This is a genomic window from Dyadobacter luticola (assembly GCF_005860805.1).
Classification (GTDB): Bacteria; Bacteroidota; Bacteroidia; order Cytophagales; family Spirosomataceae; genus Dyadobacter; species Dyadobacter luticola.
Map to the genome: position 1 here is coordinate 1,755,263 of NZ_VCEJ01000002.1, position 20,582 is coordinate 1,775,844.

A 20,582-nucleotide genomic window follows, 5' to 3' on the forward strand; every position below is an offset into this window, starting at 1 on the left:
GGGCCGGATTCAGACGGCCCTGGGGAGGCTGGCAGCATTGGACCAGACATCGCAAAGATTTTGCAGGTACACTGGCCAGAGGCTGACATCCAGTGGCTTAACGAGATAAGCATTGGCCAGCTCACTGATGGCCGCGTTGACATCCTGCGAAGAATTGGAATAACTGAAAACAATAACGGGAATGTTCGGAAGCGACTTTTCGACCAGGTAGCGGCGAATTTCCCGTAGCAAATGCAGGCCATCTTCCCGCTCAGGCACATACAGATCCAGCAAAATGATCTCCGGCCCGGCGGGTCCATCGATGTAACCTTTCATATCTTCCAGGAGCGTGCCTTTTTCCGCTATACGTTGAAGCCGAACGTCGGGCATGCTGCGTTTGAGCGAAAAGTTCATCAGCTCCCAGTGATCATCATTATCCTCGATCACCAGCACGTTTTTCCATCCCGGACTGATCTTGGAAGACGGCAGACTGCCCAGCGCAAAATTGGTAACAAAGCAGAAATTGATCATTTGCGCCATCCACTCAAACTCCGCCATCATGGTGGGTTTGACCAGAAATGCGTTGATTCCCAGCTCGTAAGCCCGGTTTACCAGTTGAAGATTGGAAGTAGTGGAAAGCATGATGACGGGAATCGTGCTGCATTTCGGCTCACCTTTGAGGATCGCCAGCAGTTCCAGCCCATTCATGCGCGGCATATTCATGTCAATAAGGATCAGTCGCGAACTGTCGGAAGACGGGTTTTCGTCGAGGTGCTGAAAAAGCTCCGTACCACTGGCTACCTCCACAATATTAATATTTTCGACAACGCCCCTGATCGCGTCACCCATCATTAACCGATCGTCTTCATCGTCATCGACAATAAAAATTGTACTGGATAATTTCATCTATAAGATTTTCCCTTTTAGCCTGATCGGGTTCCGAGAGCGCCCGGCACCGTATAGTCATGAGCGCATAAGAATTGTGCCAAAAACCATTCAGTAAGTTTAAATGGCAGGATTGTTGCTTGGAATAATTTTTTCTGGAAAGATATACGCAGCGTGTAGCGCTGAATAAAAACCCAATACGAACCTATCCCGATGACAACGCAGAGAAAAGAAATTTACATCGTGGAGGACTCTCCCGATTTCCGACATCTGGTCAGAAGTATTTTTAAGAAGTTCTTGCCGGAATACGACATCCGATTTTTTCAGGGAGGAAGTGAACTCTACCAATTTATCATTCTACAATCGACCGAAGAGTACAGCGGCAAGCTGCCGGGACTGATCATTATGGACCTGGAACTTCCGACGATCGACGGTTTTGAAATGATCAAACTTTTGCGGCGCAGTCCTTCCAACAAAGCCACCGCCTGGAACACCATCCCAATCGTGGTACTGAGCAACAACAGCACCCAGGCCGACATTGACAAAGCCTACCGGTCGAGCGTGAACTCCTTTTTTATCAAGCCCGTAGACTTCGATGAGTTGCGGCTGCTGCTTGAAACCATCTGCCGGTACTGGATCGATTACAACCGCCTGGCACTGCCCGATCAGGAAACGTCGGAGTTGGAAGAAGCGTGAGTGAGGCCATTTCCTTGTAATTAGGCGGCCTTTCTTTTTTCCAGATTAGGTAAAAACCACGTTACCAGACCGATCAGTAGTAAAAATGGCGTGATCGAGAAAACGTAAATGATGCCCCGCATATCGGCCAGCCAGCCCAGCAGTGCCGAGCCGATACCGCCCATACCGAAAGACAATCCGAAGAAAAGTCCTGCAATTGCACCGACTTTTCCGGGGATAAGCTCGGTGGCGTATACCAGGATCGCCGAGAATGCGGAGGCTATCAGCAGACCGATGATCACCGCCAGGACGATGGTTAGTTGCAGGCTGACGTAAGGCAATGCCATGGCAAAAGGAGCGGCGCCGAGGATTGACGCCCAGATCACAATTTTTCGTCCATATTTGTCGCCGATCGGCCCGCCGGCAATGGTACCTGCGGCCACGGCGGCGAGAAAAGCAAACAGATAAATCTGCGATTGCTGCACGGTAACGTGGAATTTTTCGATAAGGAAAAAGGTAAAATAATTGGTCATCGAAGCCATATAAAAGAACTTCGAAAACATAAGCAGGAGTAAAATCAGGATCGAATACGCGATGGTAGCATTACTAAACCTGCGCGCAATAGCCGGGCTTCCTGACGTACCCGGTGCAGGTTTCGGCGCCATATTGCCAATGTACCAGTTGCTGACATAGCCCAAAATAATGATCGCAAAAATGGCCAGGCAAGCGAAAAGGCTGATATAAGATTGCCCCAGCGGAACCACGATCAATGCCGCCAGCAGCGGTCCGATAGCGCTGCCGAGATTCCCTCCTACCTGGAAAATGGATTGCGCCAATCCTTTTTTCCCACCCGAAGCCAGGTGCGCTACCCGTGACGCCTCAGGATGAAAAATTGAAGAGCCAACCCCTACCAAACTTACTGCACCTAAGATGGTGTGAAATGTGCGTCCGAATGCCAGGATCAGCAGACCGGCGAGCGAAAAACACATCCCGAACATTACTGCTCTCGGGAACGGCCGGCGGTCGGTGTAAATGCCTACGAAGGGCTGTAAAATGGAAGCCGTAAGCTGGTAAGAAAGCGTAATGATCCCGATTTGCGCAAAGCTGAGGCCATAATTAACTTTCAGCATGGGGTAAATCGCGGAGATCACCGACTGGATCACATCATTGAGCATGTGAGAAATGCTGATCGCGAAAAGGATGCTGTATGTGGTAGCTCCGGCGTATTTTAAGGTAGCTTCGTTTTTCATATTTACATCAGATCATCTGACGACTTAGGGTAAAAAAATTTAAACAGTTCCGATTATTTTATTGACGATTTTCAGGGCTTTGGCAGGATTTTGCGCCCTCACCTGGGCAAGAAGCTCTTCATGCCAGGGCTGGCTTTTCAGAAAAGTTTGTGTATCGGTAAATTGTTCAATAAAAAACTGCGTGAGCTGCACGGAAATGATTTTGTAAAGCTCATGTAAAAGATGGTTACCGCAGCTCTCGGCCATAATGCTGTGGAATGCCACATCGGCTTTGACACAACCATCAAGCTGTCCGTCGACGGCATTTTGTCCCCGCTTTTGCAGTTCCGCTTCCATCCGCTGCAACTGTTCATCATTCCGGTTCAGCGCAGCTTTCTCGGCAATGCGGATTTCTAGCAATTGCCTCACTTCAAACAAATCAGCAAATTCCGACCGCTTCAAGGTATGTTCCAGCGACGCATTTCCGGTAGTACTTACCACCCGCGTCCCGACGCCCTGCAGCACATTCACAAAACCCGAATGTGTCAAAAACTTAATCGCCTCCCGCACCGTAGAGCGCCCCACACCAAACTTTTTCATCAGCTCCGGCTCAGCCGGCAGCTTTTCATCCACCGCATAAATCCCCGACCTGATATCCTGCCGGATCAGCTCAGCCACCTCCTGCGCCAGCGATTTACGTTGCAACATTGATTTCAAGATAGGCAGATGTCAGATCATCTGATGTTTGGCAAATGTATGGGTTTATTTTGAGAGATGAATGATAGCGGTTCGAGTTTTACTTTAACCTAATTTCTGAATCACCGCACGATTTTGCTTTCGATCTAACATTTACATTTCAGACTACATTCTAACCATATCAGTAACAGGAAATTACATTCCATACGAAAAGCGGTTTCGGTCTTGTTTGGGCGGGGCTACTTTTGAGGCATCAAAACAAAAAAATATTAGCTATGAAAAACTTGTTCACGCTCAAAAGTCTCGCAGCATTGCTGCTCCTGTGCATTTCACTCACTTCCTGCAAGGATAAAAAAGAAGATGATCCCGCGCCGCAGGATCTGGCGACGAGAAGTCTCGGTACCTACGTTTTTTCTGAACTGGAATTCGACGGGAAGAAAATCCCGGCTGAGAAAAGTGATTTGAAAGGCGATATCCGCATTGTAAAAAAAACGCCGACCAGCGTCGATGTGGAACTGGATATCCGCTCCAAATCTTCCGGCGACGAATTTATGGTCCTCGACGCCAGCGACATTCAGCTCATCGAAAATGGCAGCAGCATTGATCTTGTTTACGATAACGAAAAAGTCGGCACGATCAACGGAAAGAAAATTACCGTCAATGGTACCGACGCGGAAGGCATTGATTTCAAACTTTCAGCAACACGCTGATTTTAAATTTGACAAACAAGTCCGGTAACGGATTTTGAAAGAATACTATCCAGCTTCAAAGAGCCTGGATAGTATTTTTTTTGCTTTCCAAGTCACCCCGCGTCTCCGTAGGCGCTACGCCGAACTTCTTTTTAAAGGAATAGGAAAAGTGCGAGAGGCTCTCAAAACCGAGGTCGAGGTAGATAGCGGAGGGCTTTTTGTGTTTGGTTTCGATGAGGTGGCGGGCTTCGGCGAGGCGTCTTTCCTGCAACCAGTGCCGCGGCGCCATGCCGAAAATCTTCTGAAAATCGCGCTTGAAACCGGCCAGGCTCCGTCCGGTAAGCCTGGCAAATTTTTCGACCGGAATGTTATAGTGAAAATTGCTGTGCATGAACCTTTCGAGGTCCATTTTGTAAGGCTCCGAAAAATCGAACAGAAATTCTTCCAGCTCGGGCATGGTGTGAAGGAGGAGGTGTACCGCCTCCTTCACCTTCAAAACGCCCATCGTATGCGTGATTTTCTCGTCGGGATGACGTACGTAAGGAATAATGGACTGGAAAAATGCGCGAAGATAATCGTTGCCGGGGATCAGGATATTTTGCGGACCGACATACTTCTGACCGAGTTCTATCTGTTCTTCGAGCGCAATTTTTCGGAGCATATCTTCCTGCAAAGTGATCACAATCGTCTGATAATCCTGCCCATCCACCGGCGTTTTGGTGAGTTCGCCCAGCTGGTTTTTCTGTATCAAAAGCATTTGGCCCGGCCCCATGGAAACCTGCTCGCTGGCAGTTTGCAGTGAAAAATGACCGGCAATCTGCAGCACCAGGGTATTGTGCTCCATGAATGCTACTTTGTCTTTCCTGACCGTCGAAAGGTAGGAGTAAAACAGGATGCCGGGAATGATTTCAGCTGGATTTGTCACGCCGTAAAGGTATTAAAATGGGACTTGCAAGTTACCCGGTTATCGTTGAAGATACGTACTTCCCAAAATTTCACCGACAGCAAAATGTTTGTTCAATGTATCGAGCTCTTCCGTGGTGAACGTAATGTCCATCGCGGCCGTATTCTCTGGCAGCCTCGACCTGCGGCTCATGCTTACCAGCGGCATTATGTGCTTGCCCTGTACATTCACCCAGGCAATCGCCAGCTGCGTCGGTGTAAAACCTTTGTCTTTTGCCATTTGCTTCAAAAGCTCAACCTTTTCCAGATTCCTGATTAAATTTTCACCCTGAAAACGTGAAAAATGGCTATGATAGTTGCCTTCGGGAAGCGGCGCTTTCATGTCGCCGGTAAGCAATCCTTCGGCTGTGTTTGCAAATGCTACAACACTGACGCCCAGCTCCTTTGCAGTCGGCAGCAAGTCGGCTTCGATCTGGCGGTCGGCGAGCGAGTAGCCGATTTCCAGGGCAGATACCGGGTAAATGCTGTTTGCCTGGCGCAGCTGATCGGCAGTAATTTCTGACACGCCGAGGTGGCGCACTTTTCCTTCTTTGATCAGATCGGCAATCGTCCCGATCACATCTTCCACCGGTACGCTGCCATCGAGGCGGCAGGGTTGGTACAGATCAATGTAGTCCATACCGAGACGCACCAGCGAGTAGCTGATAAAATTTTTGATCGCACTCGGCCGAAGATCCAGCCCCAGCATTTGACCATTATAAAAAATAGCACCGAATTTCACACTGATAAATGCATCGCTACGCCTTCCTTTCACGGCTTTTCCAACCAGTAATTCATTATGACCGGCCCCGTAGAAGTCGCCGGTATTCAGGAAGTTAATTCCGTTATCGAGCGCTGCATGAATGGTTGCTACGCTTTCCGTTTCATCATTTGTCGGCCCGCCCCAGACCGAGGACATGCGCATGCAGCCCAATCCAAGTTTGGAAACCAGCGGGCCGTTTTGGCCAAAATTTATTTTTTTAATCGTCGTCATCGCTTTTTGGTTTAATGTTTGAATGTTACAAAGGTGCAGAATTCCGTACCTCGGCGTATTGCGCGCACGGCTCAAATAACTTGCCTGTACGGATCAGGCTTCGTAACTTTCAACATGCTGCACCAGGAATTTGATTCACCCGAAACGCTCCGCGATACCATTAAATGTTTTTGGTATGATAAAAGGGAAACTGGCGATTCCGGGGCCGAGTTTGACGTCATGCCCGACGGTTCTGCGGAAATTATTTTCTACTTCGGCGTACTTTACAGCAAAAGCTACTACGCTGGCCAGCAGCCGCTTCCCTCGCCTTTTATCATGGGGTTACTTAATGAACCCGCGGCTTTTTACACTAAAAATACATTGGAAATTATCAGCGTCCGCTGCTTCCCCTGGACGGTTTTTGACTTGCTGAACCTGCCGTCCGGAAATGACCGCGTGCGATTTTTCGAGCATCCTATCGCGCAGCTTCAAGCGACATTACAGGATTTGGTAAATGTTCAAAAAATAGACGGGGCGGTGAATGTTTTGCAAGAATACTTCTTGAATGTGCGAGCAGAAGTAGCGGTGGATCGTCAAATGTTGTCCAAAGCTGGCACAGCGATGCAGGAGGCCAATGGTACGAAACCGGTGAGCGAGGTAGCGGCGGCCGCGCATGCCACGGTGCGGACATTGGAGCGGAATTTCAAACAGTCGTCCGGGCATACCGTGAAAGATGTTTCTGCACTCATCCGCTTCGAGCAGGTGCGCAACCAGCTTTGGATCGACCCAGACGCCAACATTGCCGGCCTTGCCTACGAATTTGGCTATACCGATCAATCGCACCTCAGCAGGGAATTCAAAAAATTCAGCGGTACCACACCGGCCGCATTTGCCCGCAAAGCCAGAAAAAGCCGACGGGTTTTCAGTAGCGATTTTGTCGCGTTTGTACAATCCTGAGCGACGCACATTCCGGAATTTTGTGTAACAATCATAAACCAAGATGAACACTACACAAAATCAAACCTCCTACGATGTAATCATTTCCGGCGCCGGTCCGGTAGGACTTTTTCTTGCCTGCGAGCTGGCTTTGGCCCAATGTTCGGTGCTCGTCCTTGAAAAAGCCGGAGATCCGCATTCTCCTTTAAAACAACTTCCTTTCGGCATCCGCGGACTTTCCTCTCCAACCATTGAAGCATTGTACCGACGCGGCTTGTTGGATGAACTGGAAATTCATAAAAGGTTGAAAAATCCGCATTTAACTGCCATAACAAATGGTCCCCGCCGCCAGGTAGGGCATTTTGCAGGTATCCCTTTTCTTGACGGAAACGTAGACCGGTCCAGCTGGAAATATCGGCTTCCGGGTTCGCCGGAGACGAGTTTAATGTCGGAAATGCAGGAGCTGGAAAAGATTTTCGCCCGCCGCGCCGCTTCACTGGGGGTAGCAATCCTATATGGACAGGCAGTCAGCAGTTTTCAACAAAATGCGGACGGCGTGCATGTGGAATCCGGTGAGCAGATTTTTTCTGGAAAATGGTTGGTGGGTTGCGACGGTAGCCGCAGCATTGTCAGGAAATTGGGTGGCTTTGAATTCGTCGGCACCGAGCCGGAATTTACTGGTTACACGACGATGGTAGACCTAGCCGATCCCGAAAAGCTGCGTCCGGGCCGCAACCTGATGTCCAAAGGCATGTACCTGCAATCGCAGCCGGGCTATCTGATTATGCAGGATTTTGACGGCGGGGCGTTTCACGGTTCCGGCGCGCCGCTTACCCGCGAGCATGTGCAGGAAGTGCTGCGCCGCATTTCGGAAACGCATGTGATGGTTACCGCACTCCACACCGCCACCACCTGGACCGACCGGGCTCGGCAAGCCACCACGTACCGAAACGGCCGTATACTACTAGCCGGTGACGCCGCGCACATTCATTCTCCGCTCGGCGGGCAAGGGCTGAACCTCGGTTTGGGAGATGCCATGAACCTCGGCTGGAAACTCGCGGCCACGATCCACGGCTTTGCGCCGGAAGACTTACTGGATACATACTTTACAGAACGCCACCCGCTCGGCGCTCAGGTACTCGACTGGTCGCGTGCGCAGGTAGCCATCATGAAACCCGAGCCGTCAGCCCGCGCCTTAAATGCCATTTTCCGAGACTTGCTCGACACCCGCGACGGCGCTACCTACATAGCCGGAAGGGTTTGGGGCATACACACAAAATATGATCTCGGCGGCACGCACCCGTTCACCGGTCGCAGCGTACCGGATTTTGAATTTGAAAATGGCACGAGAGTGGGCGAGCTCTTGCGGGAAGGCAAGGGTGTTCTGGTTGATTTTGATACCAATGTTGAACTTCGCAACTGGGCAGGAAATCAGAAAAACCAGATCAGATATTTTTCAGGAAAAGCAAAAGATCAGCTGGGCTTGCATGCATTACTAGTCCGCCCAGACGGTATTGTTGCCTGGGCGACGGACGGTGAAATCAGCATTTCTGAACTGGAAGCAGCCGCACTTTACTGAATTTTGCATTCAGGAAGCCATCGTCTGGTTTTTGAAAAAATTGACTTTCCGGTAAAGCTCGATCACATTTGAGACGTGCAGTTTGCCAAAAATCCGCGCTTTGTAAGTACTGACAGAGCTTTCAGTGAGATTGAGCTGGTGGGCAATTTCTTTTAACCAAAGACCTTCCACCAGCAAATCCATCACTTCTACCTCCCTTGCCGAAAGTCCTTTAAGCGGATCTTCGGTTTTTGGGCGCGGCACTTTCAAGTTGCTGATGAGCTGGCGGCTCACGGCGTTGCTCAGGTAATTTCCGGTATCCAGCACCGTGCTGATGGCGCACTCGATCTCATCCCGCGCCGCATTTTTAGAAAGAAAACCGTTCGCCCCCGCTTTAAGATAAAACGTCGCGTAAAAGCTTTCATTAGCAGTCGAAAAAATGAGGATGCGCGCATCGGGCTGGACCTTTTTGATCCGCTCAATGATGCTGATGCCAGAACCTTCCGGCATAAATGCTTCCAGGATCACCAGGTCATATTTTTTGGCTGAAAGTTCAGCAAACATTTCTGTAAGAGAAGTCGCCTCGGCCGTCGAAATATCCTGCGGTAATCCCTCTACGATAGCGCTAAGTGCTGCCCTAACAATATAGTAGTTGTCGAAAATCAGGATATGTTTCATAAAATAGTTCTATAAAGACAAAAATATGTCCTACGTCAGTTACTTGAAACAAATCGGGGTTTTTTCGCAGGTAGAAACTATTTCGAACAAACCCGCTATAAATAGCGGGGGTAGGTCTACTAGATTTAGTAGCTGGGATTCATATTGAAGAGGTTAACCAAAAGTCCCGAAAACGAAAAAGGGCGACCAGCCCGTAAGCCAGTCACCCCTTCTTCCTCACTACCTATCCCCACATTCTTTTTTTTAATCACCTCAAAATGTACAAGTTATTGTGGCATCAGCACCGTGTCGATCACGTGGATCACACCATTCGACTGGAACACGTCGGCAGTAGTAACTGTCGCTGTGTTGCCTTTTGCGTCGGTCAAAACGATCTTTTTGCCTTTTTGCATGGCAGTAAGGGTTCCGCCGGCTACGGTTTTCAATGTGGCTTTACCTGAACCGCTTTCAATGGCTTTCATCAGGTCTTCGGCGCTCATTTTGCCAGCTACGACGTGATAAGTCAGGATGCCAGTCAACATTTCTTTATTTTCAGGCTTAACCAGATTGTCAACAGTTCCTTTTGGAAGTTTGTCAAATGCTTTGTTGGTAGGCGCAAATACCGTGAAAGGTCCTGGTCCTGACAACGTTTCCACCAAACCGGCCGCTTTCACAGCAGCAACCAGCGTCGTGTGATCTTTGGAATTTACCGCATTCTCAATGATATTTTTGGAAGGGTACATAGGAGCCCCTCCAACAGTAACAGATTTTTCCTGTGCAAATGCTTGCTGGCCGAACATCACGGCAACAATAAGTCCGAAAATTAGTTTTGCGTTTTTCATTTTGAAATTGTCTTTGTGTTAAGATATGATAGTGTGCGATCGATCAGCACAATCAATCTACGCTAGCCAGATGCGGTTTGGATTGATGACGGCTTGAAATGTGTGAAATAAGATTTTTGAAGCGATAAGATTGCGCTAAATAACTAGGGCGACCAGCCCGAAAGCCAGTCGCCCTATTTTTTCTAGCAGCTCGCCTTACCTAGGCGGCCTTTTCCATCTTCTCGATCTCCTGAAAGAAGAAGACCATTGTCTTGAAACTAACGAACTTGTCGTGACCTTGCGGATCATATCCGGACTGTTGCGCGAAGAGCGTGTAGCCCGTGTACATATCCCAGAGATCATTGATCCAGGTCGAAGCCCTGCTTTGTGATAGCAGCTCCTGAACCATCCGCCCGTAAGCCAGTTGCTTTGAGTCCGCGGACATGCCGTCCTGCGACTCGTTCTCTTTGTTTGTGTGCATAACTATGATTTTTGGAAAGGTTATAAAAATGCCTTGTCTTAGGTGTCCAAACGCTCATAGAAGCGCTTAGGGGGCTTTCGCCGATCCTCACCATAACAAGGCAAAACTTTGAAATTTTTCATAACTCTATGATTTTTGGAATGCGAATATTTGCAGGATTTTTTTGAGAAGCAAATTTTGGGTGGGGGGAGGTTGTACTGTTTGTAGGTGCGATTTTCTAAGACTCTTTTTTTCCTTTAATTTGTTGTCCGGTGTAGTGAGACCGCCGAATCGAGATAAACCTTGCACTATGATCGCCACAAAGCCAAATTTCCAAACTCTTTCCCAAGGACTGAAAAAGGTTGTTGCTACGTCGAAATCTGTAAAAAGCGCAAAAGATCAAAAAGATCTGGTTTCTTCTTTGAGCTTGGCCATCAATAAATTACAAGACGGCCTAGTACGCAAAACTTCCAGCGCGAAAACGGTCAGCACCTACCTAGACGAACTTACCTGGGTCGAAATCAAGGAAGAAAAAGACAGAGAAACGATCGTCGGGTTGCTCAATTCATCATCGGCCTGGTACAAATTGGAGCTGGAATATTTAGAAACAATTCAGCCTGTCATAGACAGCGGAATCGCCGCAAAAGAATTTGAGGCCTACAAAGAAGCCATAGAGGATTTAGGGGAAGCGATTTCCGACCTGACATCGGCAGTCATCACATTGCCCGATTCCAACGAATTCAATGATGCCATGAAGGAGCTTTCCAATCTTTTATGAAAATCTTCTGCACGGTCGAGTTTGAAAAAATATTTAAAAGGCTTGCAAAGAAGAATGCTTACCGGGATTTAGAGAAAGAGATCATTGACTATTTCTTCGCAGAACATATAGATTTAGCCGGAGGCAAAAGAATCGGAGGGCACCCAGAAAATCCCTACATCAAAAAGCGCCTCAGCGGATCTGGCGGTTACCGCACTTATTTTTACATTATCGTCAAAGAGGACAATCTATATCTCATGTTTCTCCATCCCAAAACCGGCCCGGATGGCTCACCGAACATTACGGATAATGCAAAGACGGAGCTCTTGAAAAATTTGATTTCGGATCTTAAAACGGGCCGGGTGCTCTCGGTAAGGATGGATGAGAACAAGCAGAAGCTGGTATTTAAGAATATGAAGTAACGCTAAGAAATCCAGAGTCGGAATCTAGCACAATCATTCCTCCAACACCCAAACCCCAAACTCCCCCTCCCCACTCATTCCAACATTCTCCAACGTCCAACCCTGCCTTCTGTAAAACTCCATTGCATTCAGATTCGCTGTAAGACATTTCAATTTGGCTGGCCGGGAAATTTGGGAGAGGCAGTGTGATAGCAATGCTTTGCCGATGCCCTGGTCGTGGAAATCGCTTGCCATGAAGAGGTTGTGGATGAAGTTGTCTGGCGGCCACCAGGAGATGAAGCCGACGGGGTTATTTTCGATCAAGGCGACCAAAATACTTTCGCCTGCAACGGATTGATCGAAATCTTCCGGCTGGAATGTAAGTGGGTCGGCCCAGGTGAATGTGTCCCGGCGCGATTGCAGGAAAAGCTCGCGCAGATCGTCGATATATTCATCCGAAAAAGCGACTATTTCAAAATTCATTTTGATTAGGTGAATTATGCCCAAACTTACTCTTTTACAGGCGCCCTGGCTTACTAAAGACGGACTTTAGGTGCTACCTGGAAAAGGTCAGTCTCCTAACTTATTCCCGAATCACCCCCGCCTGATAATACAAATCTGCCAAAGATTGCTGATACTTCGTTACCAGCTCCGCCCTTTTCATCATCATATCGATCAGCTTCGATTCGCGGCTGTTGATAAGGAATAATGTGCTTTCGCCGAGCTCGAATTTTTGTAGTTCGCCGCGGAGTAATGTTTCCTGGTTAATGATGCTTTGGGTTTGAATTGCCAGCTGCGACTGGTAGGCTTTCAGGTCGTTGAACGAGCTGCGAACGTTGGTCAGGATCGAGCGGGTCTGGTGCTGCAAGTCCAGTTTCAGGTCCAGCTGTTTCACCCGGTTTTCGTTCAGCTTGCCGCGTGCCGAGCGGAGGAACAGCGGGAACGAAAAATCAAAACCGACTTTATAGTTATTCCAGCCAATATCATAGTATTCAGGAACATACGATGTAAAATCCCGTCGCGTGGCCAGCAGCGAACCGGTAAGGTTTAGCTTGGGTTTCAGCATTTCGCGCAGGTAGTTTCTCTCGATGGCGAGCTGTACGCTTTTACTGCGCAGCATTTGCAACTTCGGATGATTGTCCTCGGCGGTGTGCAATAAGGTATCGAGCTGAAAAGACGACATTCCGGCCGCGACCGAGTCGGCGTGCACCGCCACGGCGTCTTCGGGCAGTTCCAGCGGGTTACCTTTTTCATCCCAAAGATGGTTTGATACCAGCAGCCGCGTATTCTGCACCTCAATGCCGATTTTCGCCAGCTGGATTGACCTTTCCTGCACCGTAATAAATGCTTCCACGGAGTCAATCGCAGGTTTATCGCCCAGTAAGGTCTGGTTGCGCGTGGCAATGTAGCGGGTGTTGGCCAGCTCCACGCCGCGGCGGATCAGTGCGTACTGCTGGTGCGCGTAAAACCAGTTCCAGTAGTCTTTGATCGCCTGAAACCACACTTTGTTGATCTCGTTCACCCGCTCGGCTTCGGCATAATTCACCATTACCCGCGACTGCCGCAATGTATTCCGCCGTGCGTCAATCAGCAGCCCCTGCCCGATCGGCAAGCTGAGGCCCAGGCCCGAAAGTCCCGACACCGGCGTGGTGGTTTCGGGATTGGTATAAGTCCCCACATTCCGGTCAAAACCGATTTTAAGATCAGCGCCGGCGAGCCAGAGCGGCACTTTCAATTCGCTGGCCCAGCGGTTGTAGTAGTCCGTCCCGCCAAATTGTTTGCGGTCGAAGGAGGCTTTCAAAGTTGGGTCAAAGCTGCCCAGCGCCTGGGCCACTTTCGCGCGCGCAGCATCACTGAGCAGGTCGGCCTGCCTGATGACCGGGTTGTTCCGCAGCACCAGTTCCTGCAGATCTTTGATCGAAAATATTTTTACAGAATCCTGGGACTGAATGTTTTCTGCGTGCACATTTGGTATAAAAACCCAGATAAGCAGCAGCAAGCCTGTCAATCCCACTTTTATCATTGCATTCATCGGCGTCATTCTATTTTTCACTTCCTGCATCCGCCTTTTTGGGCTCACTTTCCAGGCTTGGCGGGAAGCCGTTCAGCAATCGCCATATTTCGTACCAGATTGGCACGGGCCGCAAAATCACCCGACCGTACACGCCCGAACCCTGCCGCAGCTGCTTGGGCCAGGGCTCATCATTGTGCGGCACCGGGTCCGTAGGGGTCACCAGGAGGCGATATTTACCATTTTCACTGCTTACCAGGTCTATCACCGTCACTTTTCCGGCGAATGTCCCCACCGCCACCGACGGCCACCCGGCAAACTGTACCGAAGGCCAGCCCTCAAATTGCAGGCGCACATCGCTTTTATCCAGAATCAGCGGCACGTCCATCGCATCCACATAAATTTCCGCAGCAACCCGCGGCCTCAGCGGCTGCAAGGTGGCGATGGATTCGCCTTCCTTAATGTTCTCACCGATACCGGCTTTCAATGTTTTTACCACAAAACCATTTTGCGGCGCGCGCACCACATACAGCCCGCGACGGATATCAATGTTGGAAATCTCATTCCGAAGCTTTGCAATTTCACCCTGCGCAGTCACCCGGCTTGACAATGCTGAGCTCAGATCCGAGCGTGCTTTTGCAACCGATTCGCGGTATTTGGCGGCAATGTTGTCCAGCTCGATCCGGGCATTCTGCAGCGATTGCTGGCTGGTATTCAGCTTGTTCACCTGACTTACCACCTTCGCATTATCCTCCTGCAATTTCAGCCTGCGCGTTTCAATGTCGGTAAGTGAAAACAGGCCGTTTTTATAGCCATTTTCGTAACGTTCGAGCCGGGCTTTGCTGGTTTCGTAAAATTTCTGGACCGCCACCAGGTCGGCACTGTCGGCCTGGACGTAGTTAATCGCCTGCTCCACTTTGTTTTGTGCCGAAGTCAACTGAATTTTCAAGCCCTGCGTCATCGCATCGATCTGTGCATTGGTCGCTTCCATTTTTTGGGCTGCGGCACTTTCGGAACCTTCTTTGGCGCGTAGCTGCTCCTGCAATCGCTGCGGCAGCTGCGGGTCGAAGTACGACTGGCTGGTTTCCGAGATCACCAGAATCGTATCGCCCATTTTCACCTCCTGACCTTCACGCACCGCCCAATGTTCAATGCGGCCACCAATCTGGTTCTGAACCGTTTGCGGCCGGTCTTCCGGCGCCAATGCAGTTACGGTACCCCGGCCGGGAATGGTTTGTCGCCACGGCAGGAAAAGTACGATCATAAACAAAAACAGCAGGATCAGCATGATGCGGCCGAGGAGCCGGGTGCTGCGGGTTTTCAGGATTTGCTGCTCCGAAAGGATCCCCAGCTCTTCCCAATCCATGCGTCGGGTGAGGTCGTGTGCATGTCTAGCCATGGCGCACCTCACTTTCTTCCAGTTCCAGGTCGGTAACCGCGGCTATTTTTTCACTTCCTGTTACCATATCAAAAATCGTATCCAGACTGGTCATAAACTTTTCAATCGCGTAGCTGATCTGAACAATGATCACCTCCGCTGCCACAAACTGCCCGAGCGTCATTTGTCTTTGAACTACATAATAAGAACCCAGAAAAAGCAGCCCGCCCATCAATAATGTTCTCACAATCACCGAGCTGGCAAAAAATTTCCTTAAAATTTTGAAATGGTCATTTCTTGCCCGCAGGTAATCCGAGGTAATGCGGTCGGTTTCCACGATCACTTTCCGGAGCTTGTCGGGCTGGCCGCGGTACCGGTCGAGGTCGGCTGCAACTTCTTCGAGATATGCCACCACTTCGTATTTATAATGTGATTCCTCGATACTGGTTTGCACGCCGCGGCGGTAGTAAAGTAAAAGCACCACCACTGTCGCTACGATGGTCATCAGCCCGAAAATCATGAAAATCGGGTGGTAAAAAGACAGCAGAATTGCCGATAATGCGATCTGCACACCAGCCGCCACAATGTCGACCAGCAATTTGGTCAACCCTTTCTGGATCGTGATCACATCAAAAAACCGGTTTACCAGCTCCGGCGGATTTTCACCTTCCAGCTCTTCTCTTTTGATCCTTGGAAAACGGTAGGCGAATTCCAGTGTCGCTTTTGTAAAGATTTTCTGCTCGATCAGCTCCACGAGCGAAAGCTGCCCGATCAGCAGCACGCCGCCCACAATGATACCAATCAGCACCACGCCGATCAGTACGTAGGTTGAACTATATAGTGCACCGTTGGAAAGCAGGTTAAAAACCGCCGTCGTGCCAAGCGGAAGCGTGAGCCCGATCAAGCCGATCAGGATGGCGTAGATGAAAATGTAGTTGATGGTCGACCGTTCGACGTAAAGCATTTGAACAAGGCGCTGCCAGGGGGTCGGGACTTCGGCCTTATGAATTTTACCCATTAATATTAAAAGTAAATCGCGTTGGTTTTGAGTAGTAGACGTAAATACAACCCTAAGAATTCCCTAAAATTGTTCCAATAAATTCACTTTCTTTATACAGTGCAGGACTTTTTTTATATAGTACTAAAAAAAGAGCAATTGCTTCCGGTAACCGGTAGTGACCAAACGCAAGCTCTAATTTGTCTCTAATGAGCCTCTAATCCGGTTCTAATAAGTAGTCGATTCAAATTCAGAAAAAATTCAAAATTAAGAAGTAGGTTCGATCCGGAATTGTCCATCAAACTCTGACCGACACCAATCTTTTTCAGTAATGCGTACTTTATTTTCGGGCACAAAACCCACGCCCAAAACATCACCCCATGCCAGTTTTCTGGCGCGCCCCGTGCTGGTTGCGCTCTTCCTGGTCATCATTTCCACATTGACCCGGCTACTGCTTTTGTTCAAGACAAGTATCGATATCGATTATAGTACGCGGAATGTGCTCGGGCTTTTCGGGATCGGGTTGTTTTATGATGTGATCAATGCCTTGTACTTCGTTTTTCCGCTGATGCTGCTCGGCTGGCTGGTACCTGTCGGCTGGCAAAATAAGAAGGGTTTCAGGATCACGGCCAATGTGCTGGTTTTTATCATGGTTTTCCTCCTGCTGCTCAATGCAGTGTCCGAGTGGGTTTTTTGGGATGAATTCAGTTCGAGATTCAATTTCATCGCCGTCGACTACCTGATCTACACCCAGGAAGTGATCGGCAACATCCGGCAATCTTATCCGGTCGGCATCATTATCAGCATACTACTGCTCCTTACTGCCATTTTCACCTTTCTCCTGGCGCGACTTGCAGAGCAATCGGCTTTCCGGTCTTTTCGGTTTGGTATGCGGTCGCTGGTGATGGTTGGTTATGTAGTGATTGTCGCGGTGACGGTTTTATTTGTCGATAATAAAGTCAGGCAGTTCAGCAGCAATGTGTATGTCAATGAGCTCGCGGGAAACGGGATGTATGAGCTGTTTTCTGCTTACCAGCATAATGAGCTGGACTATAATCAGTTTTATCTCAAATCCGACGATGGAAAAGTTTCAGCTGAAATCCGCACGCTGATCAAAACACCTGAAAGCCATTTTATCAATAACAAACCTTTTTCCATTGAAAGGAACATTGTAAACCCCGGCCCCGAGCAGCGCAGGAATATTGTGCTCATCAGCGTCGAAAGCCTCAGCGCCGATTTTCTGGGCGGCTTTGGAAATACGCAGGGCATCACGCCATTCCTCGATTCGCTGGCCGGCAGCAGCCTTTTCTTCACCAATCTTTACGCCACGGGTACCCGCACCGTCCGCGGCCTGGAAGCCTTGTCCATCTGCACCCCGCCTACGCCCGGCCAGTCCATTGTGCGGCGGCCGAAAAATGAAGGGCTTTTTTCACTGGGCAGTGTTTTAAAAGGTAAAGGTTACCAGACGCGCTTCATTTACGGCGGCTACGGTTATTTTGATAACATGGGTTATTTCTTCGGCCACAACGATTACAAAGTCGTCGACCGGACAGCGCTTTCCAAAAAGGAAATCGACTATGAAAACATCTGGGGCGTGGCGGATGAAAATCTTTTCCAGCTGGCAGACAAAGAAATCAGCGGTGCTGTGAAATCCGGAAAACCTGTTTTTGCGCACATTATGACGACTTCCAACCACCGGCCCTACACTTACCCCGAAGGCCGGATCGACATTCCGTCACATACCGGGCGGGAAGGTGCGGTGAAGTATACCGACTTTGCGATCGGCCAGTTTATCCGCCGGGCAAGAACGCGGCCGTGGTTTAAAAATACATTATTTGTGATCGTAGCCGATCATTGCGCGTCCAGCGCCGGGAAAACCGATCTGCCCGTCGACCGCTACAAAATTCCCCTCCTGATCTACGCCCCTGGTTTCGTCAAACCTGCTGTCATGCCGAGACTGATGAGCCAGATCGACCTCGGGCCGACGATCCTGGGCCTGCTCAATTTTTCCTACCGCAGCAAGTTTTTTGGCTACGATATTTTCAAGCTGGAACCCGGTCGCGAGCGTGCATTTGTGAGTACTTACCAAAGTTTGGGCTATATTAAAAACGATTCGCTGATCATTTTAAAACCACAAAAACTGGCGGCAACATTCCTTCCGGATTTCAAAAATGGCGCGGCGCGGCAGGCGCAGCAAAACAAACATCTGGTGGACGAAGCCGTGGCCTGGTACCAGTCGGCGAGTTTCCAGTTCAGGCAGGGAATGATGAAAAAATAGGTTGCAGGGAACATTCGCGCCACAGTTAAATTATCGTTAACAACCTGCCTTGCGGGCAGCGATTTTGTAATTTGCTGTCAGAAATTTCATAGCATTGCCCGCATGAATACCCGGCTGCAAAGACTTCAGGAAAGAAAGCTCATCAAGGTTTCGATCGGCATCGGCTCGGTGCTCACGATCTGGGCCATCGTCGTCGGGATTGCGGGTGACTCGAAATCGATCATTTTCGATGCGCTTTTTTCCATGGTCGGCCTCAGCCTTTCCGGGGTTTCGCTGCTCGTCAACAACTTCATCCGGAAGCCCGACGACGATAACCTGCCTTTCGGGCGCTCTCAGTTTCAGCCTTTTGCGATCACATTACAATCTTCTGTCATCATTTTCCTCTGCCTCTATTCTTTGGCTACTTCCATCATGGATATGATCGGGGGCGGCAAGGCGGTGGAGCTGGACCTGGCATTCCCCTACCTTGTGGCGTCGATCCTGGTTTGTTTTGCGCTCTGGATTTTCTTTAAAAACAAAGCCGTTTCACTGCAATCGGAATACCTGCGGATCGAGTCGACCGAGTGGCAGCTCGACGCATTATTGAGCTTCGGCGTACTGGCCGTACTATCATTGGGTTACTTCCTGAAATCGACGCCGCTCGCCTACCTGATCCCCTATCTCGATCCCGCGATGGTTGCGGTTATTTCCGTGATTTTCCTACGGATCCCGGCACAAACTTTCCGGAAAAATGTGCGCGAGCTGCTGCAATTTGCGCCCGATGACGAGGTGGAAGATAACATTCATGAAGTTTCGGAGCAGATATGCCGTGACTATCATTTCCTGGATTCGTGGGTACGCGTAGCCAAAACCGGCAAAAGCTACACCATTGAAATTGACTTCTTACTCCCTAAAAACCTCTCGGATATGCCGGTTTCCAAAATGGACGAAATCCGCGAGCAACTCCACGACCAGATCAAAGGCGACTACGAAATGTGGCTGAACATTTCGTTTACGACCGAGCGGAAGTGGATGATTTAATTTTTTGCCGGACGCAGGCAACCAATTGAATCATTTCGTTATTCTAACCAGGAGAAACATTCGCAAGCAACTTTGGTCACTCTTTCGGTTATTCATCAGGCCCGGCAAAAAGACGTCTGTTCGCAGCGGGTTATCTTTGATGTTTACGGAAAAGTAGCACACCGGATCGCGAGGCGGTATTTGTCGGATAAGGCAAAAGTGGACGACGCAGTGGCAAATGCCATGTTTAAGGTATTGGTCAACATGAGCACCTGCCAGTTTGAAGCGGTCGCGGCGTTTGAAGGCTGGGTAAAAAGGATCGTCGTCAATGAATGTCTGGCAATCCTGAAAAAAGAAAAACCTTTCGAATCTTTCGATCAAGCGGACATTGAAACGGTTTACATCGACGAAACGATCATTGAAGACCTGACGGCCGAAAAGATCCTGGAAGTCATTTATAGTTTGCCGCCGGGCTACCGGGCCGTTTTCAACCTCTACGAAATAGAGGGATACTCGCACGCCGAAATTGCAGAAATGCTGGGAATCAGTACCGGTACTTCTAAGTCGCAGCTGAGCAAAGCCAAGGCACTGCTGCAAAAGAAAATCATTGAATTAGACCCATCTTATGGAAAACGAAGATTTGTATTGTAAAATCAGGGAACTGCTCGACGCCCCTGACGAGCAGCAGGATTGGAACCCTGAGAAAATCTGGGCGATGGTGGAAGCAAAAAATCAAAAACGTGTGACATTCAGCTGGACTTATTACGCCGCAGCCGCTGTGTTACTTTTCACATTTGGGTATTTTGTTTTAAATAAAACGAATTCCTCCGGACAAATCGAAGCGAAAGAGCCAATCATAACACAGCCTGAAACCAGTCAAAAAACTGATAAAACGTTTATAGCCAAGCGTGATAGTGACATGCAAGTCAACATGAACAATCCCGAGGTTTTTACAGGAAAAAAATTAAAGAAAAAAAGCTGTCACAAAACATATAAGCTCGCCTCTAACAAACATTTCAGGACACTAAAGAAAAGATCGGATTTAGCAGCTATGAATGTTGCTTTGTCTCAAAATGATCAGGACAGCCCTTCCTTATATCAAATGTACAAACAGGCGCAAAAAGAGCGCGAGCTGCGAAACCTAAGCGTAAAACTCGACGACAGCGAAGATTACAATCGCTTTTGGCTGGCTGTAAATCAACATTTGCTGGCCAATAAGTTTAGTGGTCGGAACTGATTAATTTCTAGTTCGCCGCACATT

General features: G+C 49.1%; 22 protein-coding genes. 10 read left to right on the plus strand and 12 right to left on the minus strand.

Features of this window, described 5'->3' with window-relative positions; translation table 11 throughout:
* Positions 1-9 precede the first annotated feature (9 nt).
* Positions 10-885 (minus strand): response regulator, encoded by an 876-nt coding sequence (locus FEN17_RS07360; protein ID WP_138364622.1) that lies wholly within the window; start codon positions 883-885, stop codon positions 10-12.
* Between the two features lie 192 nt (positions 886-1,077).
* On the opposite strand from FEN17_RS07360, the gene FEN17_RS07365 reads away from it, so the two are divergent.
* Positions 1,078-1,560: a response regulator gene (locus FEN17_RS07365; protein WP_138364623.1), complete on the plus strand. Its 483-nt coding sequence runs from the start codon at positions 1,078-1,080 to the stop codon at positions 1,558-1,560.
* A 20-nt stretch (positions 1,561-1,580) separates the two neighbouring features.
* Here FEN17_RS07365 and FEN17_RS07370 read toward each other — a convergent pair whose 3' ends face one another.
* Together FEN17_RS07370 and FEN17_RS07375 are read right to left on the minus strand one after the other, a co-directional pair.
* On the minus strand, positions 1,581-2,789 hold the full coding sequence (locus FEN17_RS07370; protein WP_138364624.1) for an MFS transporter: 1,209 nt from the start codon (positions 2,787-2,789) through the stop codon (positions 1,581-1,583).
* A 39-nt stretch (positions 2,790-2,828) separates the two neighbouring features.
* A complete protein-coding gene (locus FEN17_RS07375; RefSeq protein WP_138364625.1) occupies positions 2,829-3,476 on the minus strand; it encodes a FadR/GntR family transcriptional regulator in 648 nt (215 codons plus the stop codon).
* A gap of 263 nt (positions 3,477-3,739) precedes the next feature.
* Between FEN17_RS07375 and FEN17_RS07380 the strand changes: the two genes are divergently transcribed.
* Positions 3,740-4,174, plus strand: a complete 435-nt coding sequence (locus FEN17_RS07380) for a hypothetical protein (protein WP_138364626.1) — start codon at positions 3,740-3,742, stop codon at positions 4,172-4,174.
* Positions 4,175-4,229: 55 nt separating this feature from the next.
* Here FEN17_RS07380 and FEN17_RS07385 read toward each other — a convergent pair whose 3' ends face one another.
* Together FEN17_RS07385 and FEN17_RS07390 are read right to left on the minus strand one after the other, a co-directional pair.
* Complete coding sequence (locus FEN17_RS07385; RefSeq protein WP_138364627.1) at positions 4,230-5,078, minus strand: helix-turn-helix domain-containing protein; 849 nt, start codon at positions 5,076-5,078, stop codon at positions 4,230-4,232.
* 39 nt (positions 5,079-5,117) lie between these two features.
* Positions 5,118-6,089, minus strand: a complete 972-nt coding sequence (locus FEN17_RS07390) for an aldo/keto reductase (protein WP_138364628.1) — start codon at positions 6,087-6,089, stop codon at positions 5,118-5,120.
* Between the two features lie 114 nt (positions 6,090-6,203).
* On the opposite strand from FEN17_RS07390, the gene FEN17_RS07395 reads away from it, so the two are divergent.
* Entirely contained in the window at positions 6,204-7,025 is an 822-nt protein-coding gene (locus FEN17_RS07395) for a helix-turn-helix domain-containing protein (protein WP_138364629.1), read from the plus strand.
* Positions 7,026-7,068: 43 nt separating this feature from the next.
* Positions 7,069-8,583, plus strand: a complete 1,515-nt coding sequence (locus tag FEN17_RS07400) for an FAD-dependent monooxygenase (protein WP_138364630.1) — start codon at positions 7,069-7,071, stop codon at positions 8,581-8,583.
* 9 nt (positions 8,584-8,592) lie between these two features.
* Here the strand turns inward: FEN17_RS07400 and FEN17_RS07405 are convergent, their stop codons facing one another.
* From FEN17_RS07405 to FEN17_RS07415, 3 genes are all read right to left on the minus strand, one after another.
* Positions 8,593-9,240: a response regulator gene (locus FEN17_RS07405; protein WP_138364631.1), complete on the minus strand. Its 648-nt coding sequence runs from the start codon at positions 9,238-9,240 to the stop codon at positions 8,593-8,595.
* Between the two features lie 266 nt (positions 9,241-9,506).
* Entirely contained in the window at positions 9,507-10,061 is a 555-nt protein-coding gene (locus tag FEN17_RS07410) for a fasciclin domain-containing protein (protein ID WP_138364632.1), read from the minus strand.
* A 199-nt stretch (positions 10,062-10,260) separates the two neighbouring features.
* Positions 10,261-10,485, minus strand: a complete 225-nt coding sequence (locus FEN17_RS07415) for a hypothetical protein (RefSeq protein WP_138364633.1) — start codon at positions 10,483-10,485, stop codon at positions 10,261-10,263.
* A gap of 325 nt (positions 10,486-10,810) precedes the next feature.
* On the opposite strand from FEN17_RS07415, the gene FEN17_RS07420 reads away from it, so the two are divergent.
* Positions 10,811-11,278, plus strand: a complete 468-nt coding sequence (locus FEN17_RS07420) for a hypothetical protein (protein WP_138364634.1) — start codon at positions 10,811-10,813, stop codon at positions 11,276-11,278.
* On the plus strand, positions 11,275-11,679 hold the full coding sequence (locus FEN17_RS07425; RefSeq protein WP_138364635.1) for a type II toxin-antitoxin system RelE/ParE family toxin: 405 nt from the start codon (positions 11,275-11,277) through the stop codon (positions 11,677-11,679). Before FEN17_RS07420 ends, FEN17_RS07425 begins: the two co-directional genes overlap by 4 nt.
* 33 nt (positions 11,680-11,712) lie before the next feature.
* Here FEN17_RS07425 and FEN17_RS07430 read toward each other — a convergent pair whose 3' ends face one another.
* From FEN17_RS07430 to FEN17_RS07445, 4 genes are all read right to left on the minus strand, one after another.
* On the minus strand, positions 11,713-12,141 hold the full coding sequence (locus FEN17_RS07430; protein WP_138364636.1) for a GNAT family N-acetyltransferase: 429 nt from the start codon (positions 12,139-12,141) through the stop codon (positions 11,713-11,715).
* 100 nt (positions 12,142-12,241) lie between these two features.
* Positions 12,242-13,738, minus strand: a complete 1,497-nt coding sequence (locus FEN17_RS07435) for a TolC family protein (RefSeq protein WP_229208724.1) — start codon at positions 13,736-13,738, stop codon at positions 12,242-12,244.
* Positions 13,701-15,068: an HlyD family secretion protein gene (locus FEN17_RS07440; protein WP_138364637.1), complete on the minus strand. Its 1,368-nt coding sequence runs from the start codon at positions 15,066-15,068 to the stop codon at positions 13,701-13,703. Before FEN17_RS07440 ends, FEN17_RS07435 begins: the two co-directional genes overlap by 38 nt.
* Positions 15,061-16,065 (minus strand): ABC transporter transmembrane domain-containing protein, encoded by a 1,005-nt coding sequence (locus tag FEN17_RS07445; protein WP_138364638.1) that lies wholly within the window; start codon positions 16,063-16,065, stop codon positions 15,061-15,063. The genes FEN17_RS07440 and FEN17_RS07445 overlap by 8 nt, the downstream gene beginning before the upstream one ends.
* A 310-nt stretch (positions 16,066-16,375) precedes the next feature.
* Between FEN17_RS07445 and FEN17_RS07450 the strand changes: the two genes are divergently transcribed.
* From FEN17_RS07450 to FEN17_RS07465, 4 genes are all read left to right on the plus strand, one after another.
* The gene (locus FEN17_RS07450) at positions 16,376-18,322 is read left to right on the plus strand and encodes an LTA synthase family protein (RefSeq protein ID WP_138364639.1); all 1,947 of its coding nucleotides are present in this window, start codon (positions 16,376-16,378) and stop codon (positions 18,320-18,322) included.
* A gap of 102 nt (positions 18,323-18,424) precedes the next feature.
* On the plus strand, positions 18,425-19,342 hold the full coding sequence (locus FEN17_RS07455; RefSeq protein ID WP_138364640.1) for a cation diffusion facilitator family transporter: 918 nt from the start codon (positions 18,425-18,427) through the stop codon (positions 19,340-19,342).
* 72 nt (positions 19,343-19,414) lie between these two features.
* Entirely contained in the window at positions 19,415-19,972 is a 558-nt protein-coding gene (locus FEN17_RS07460) for an RNA polymerase sigma factor (RefSeq protein ID WP_171037865.1), read from the plus strand.
* Positions 19,947-20,558, plus strand: a complete 612-nt coding sequence (locus FEN17_RS07465; RefSeq protein WP_138364642.1) for a hypothetical protein — start codon at positions 19,947-19,949, stop codon at positions 20,556-20,558. The genes FEN17_RS07460 and FEN17_RS07465 overlap by 26 nt, the downstream gene beginning before the upstream one ends.
* Positions 20,559-20,582 lie beyond the last annotated feature (24 nt).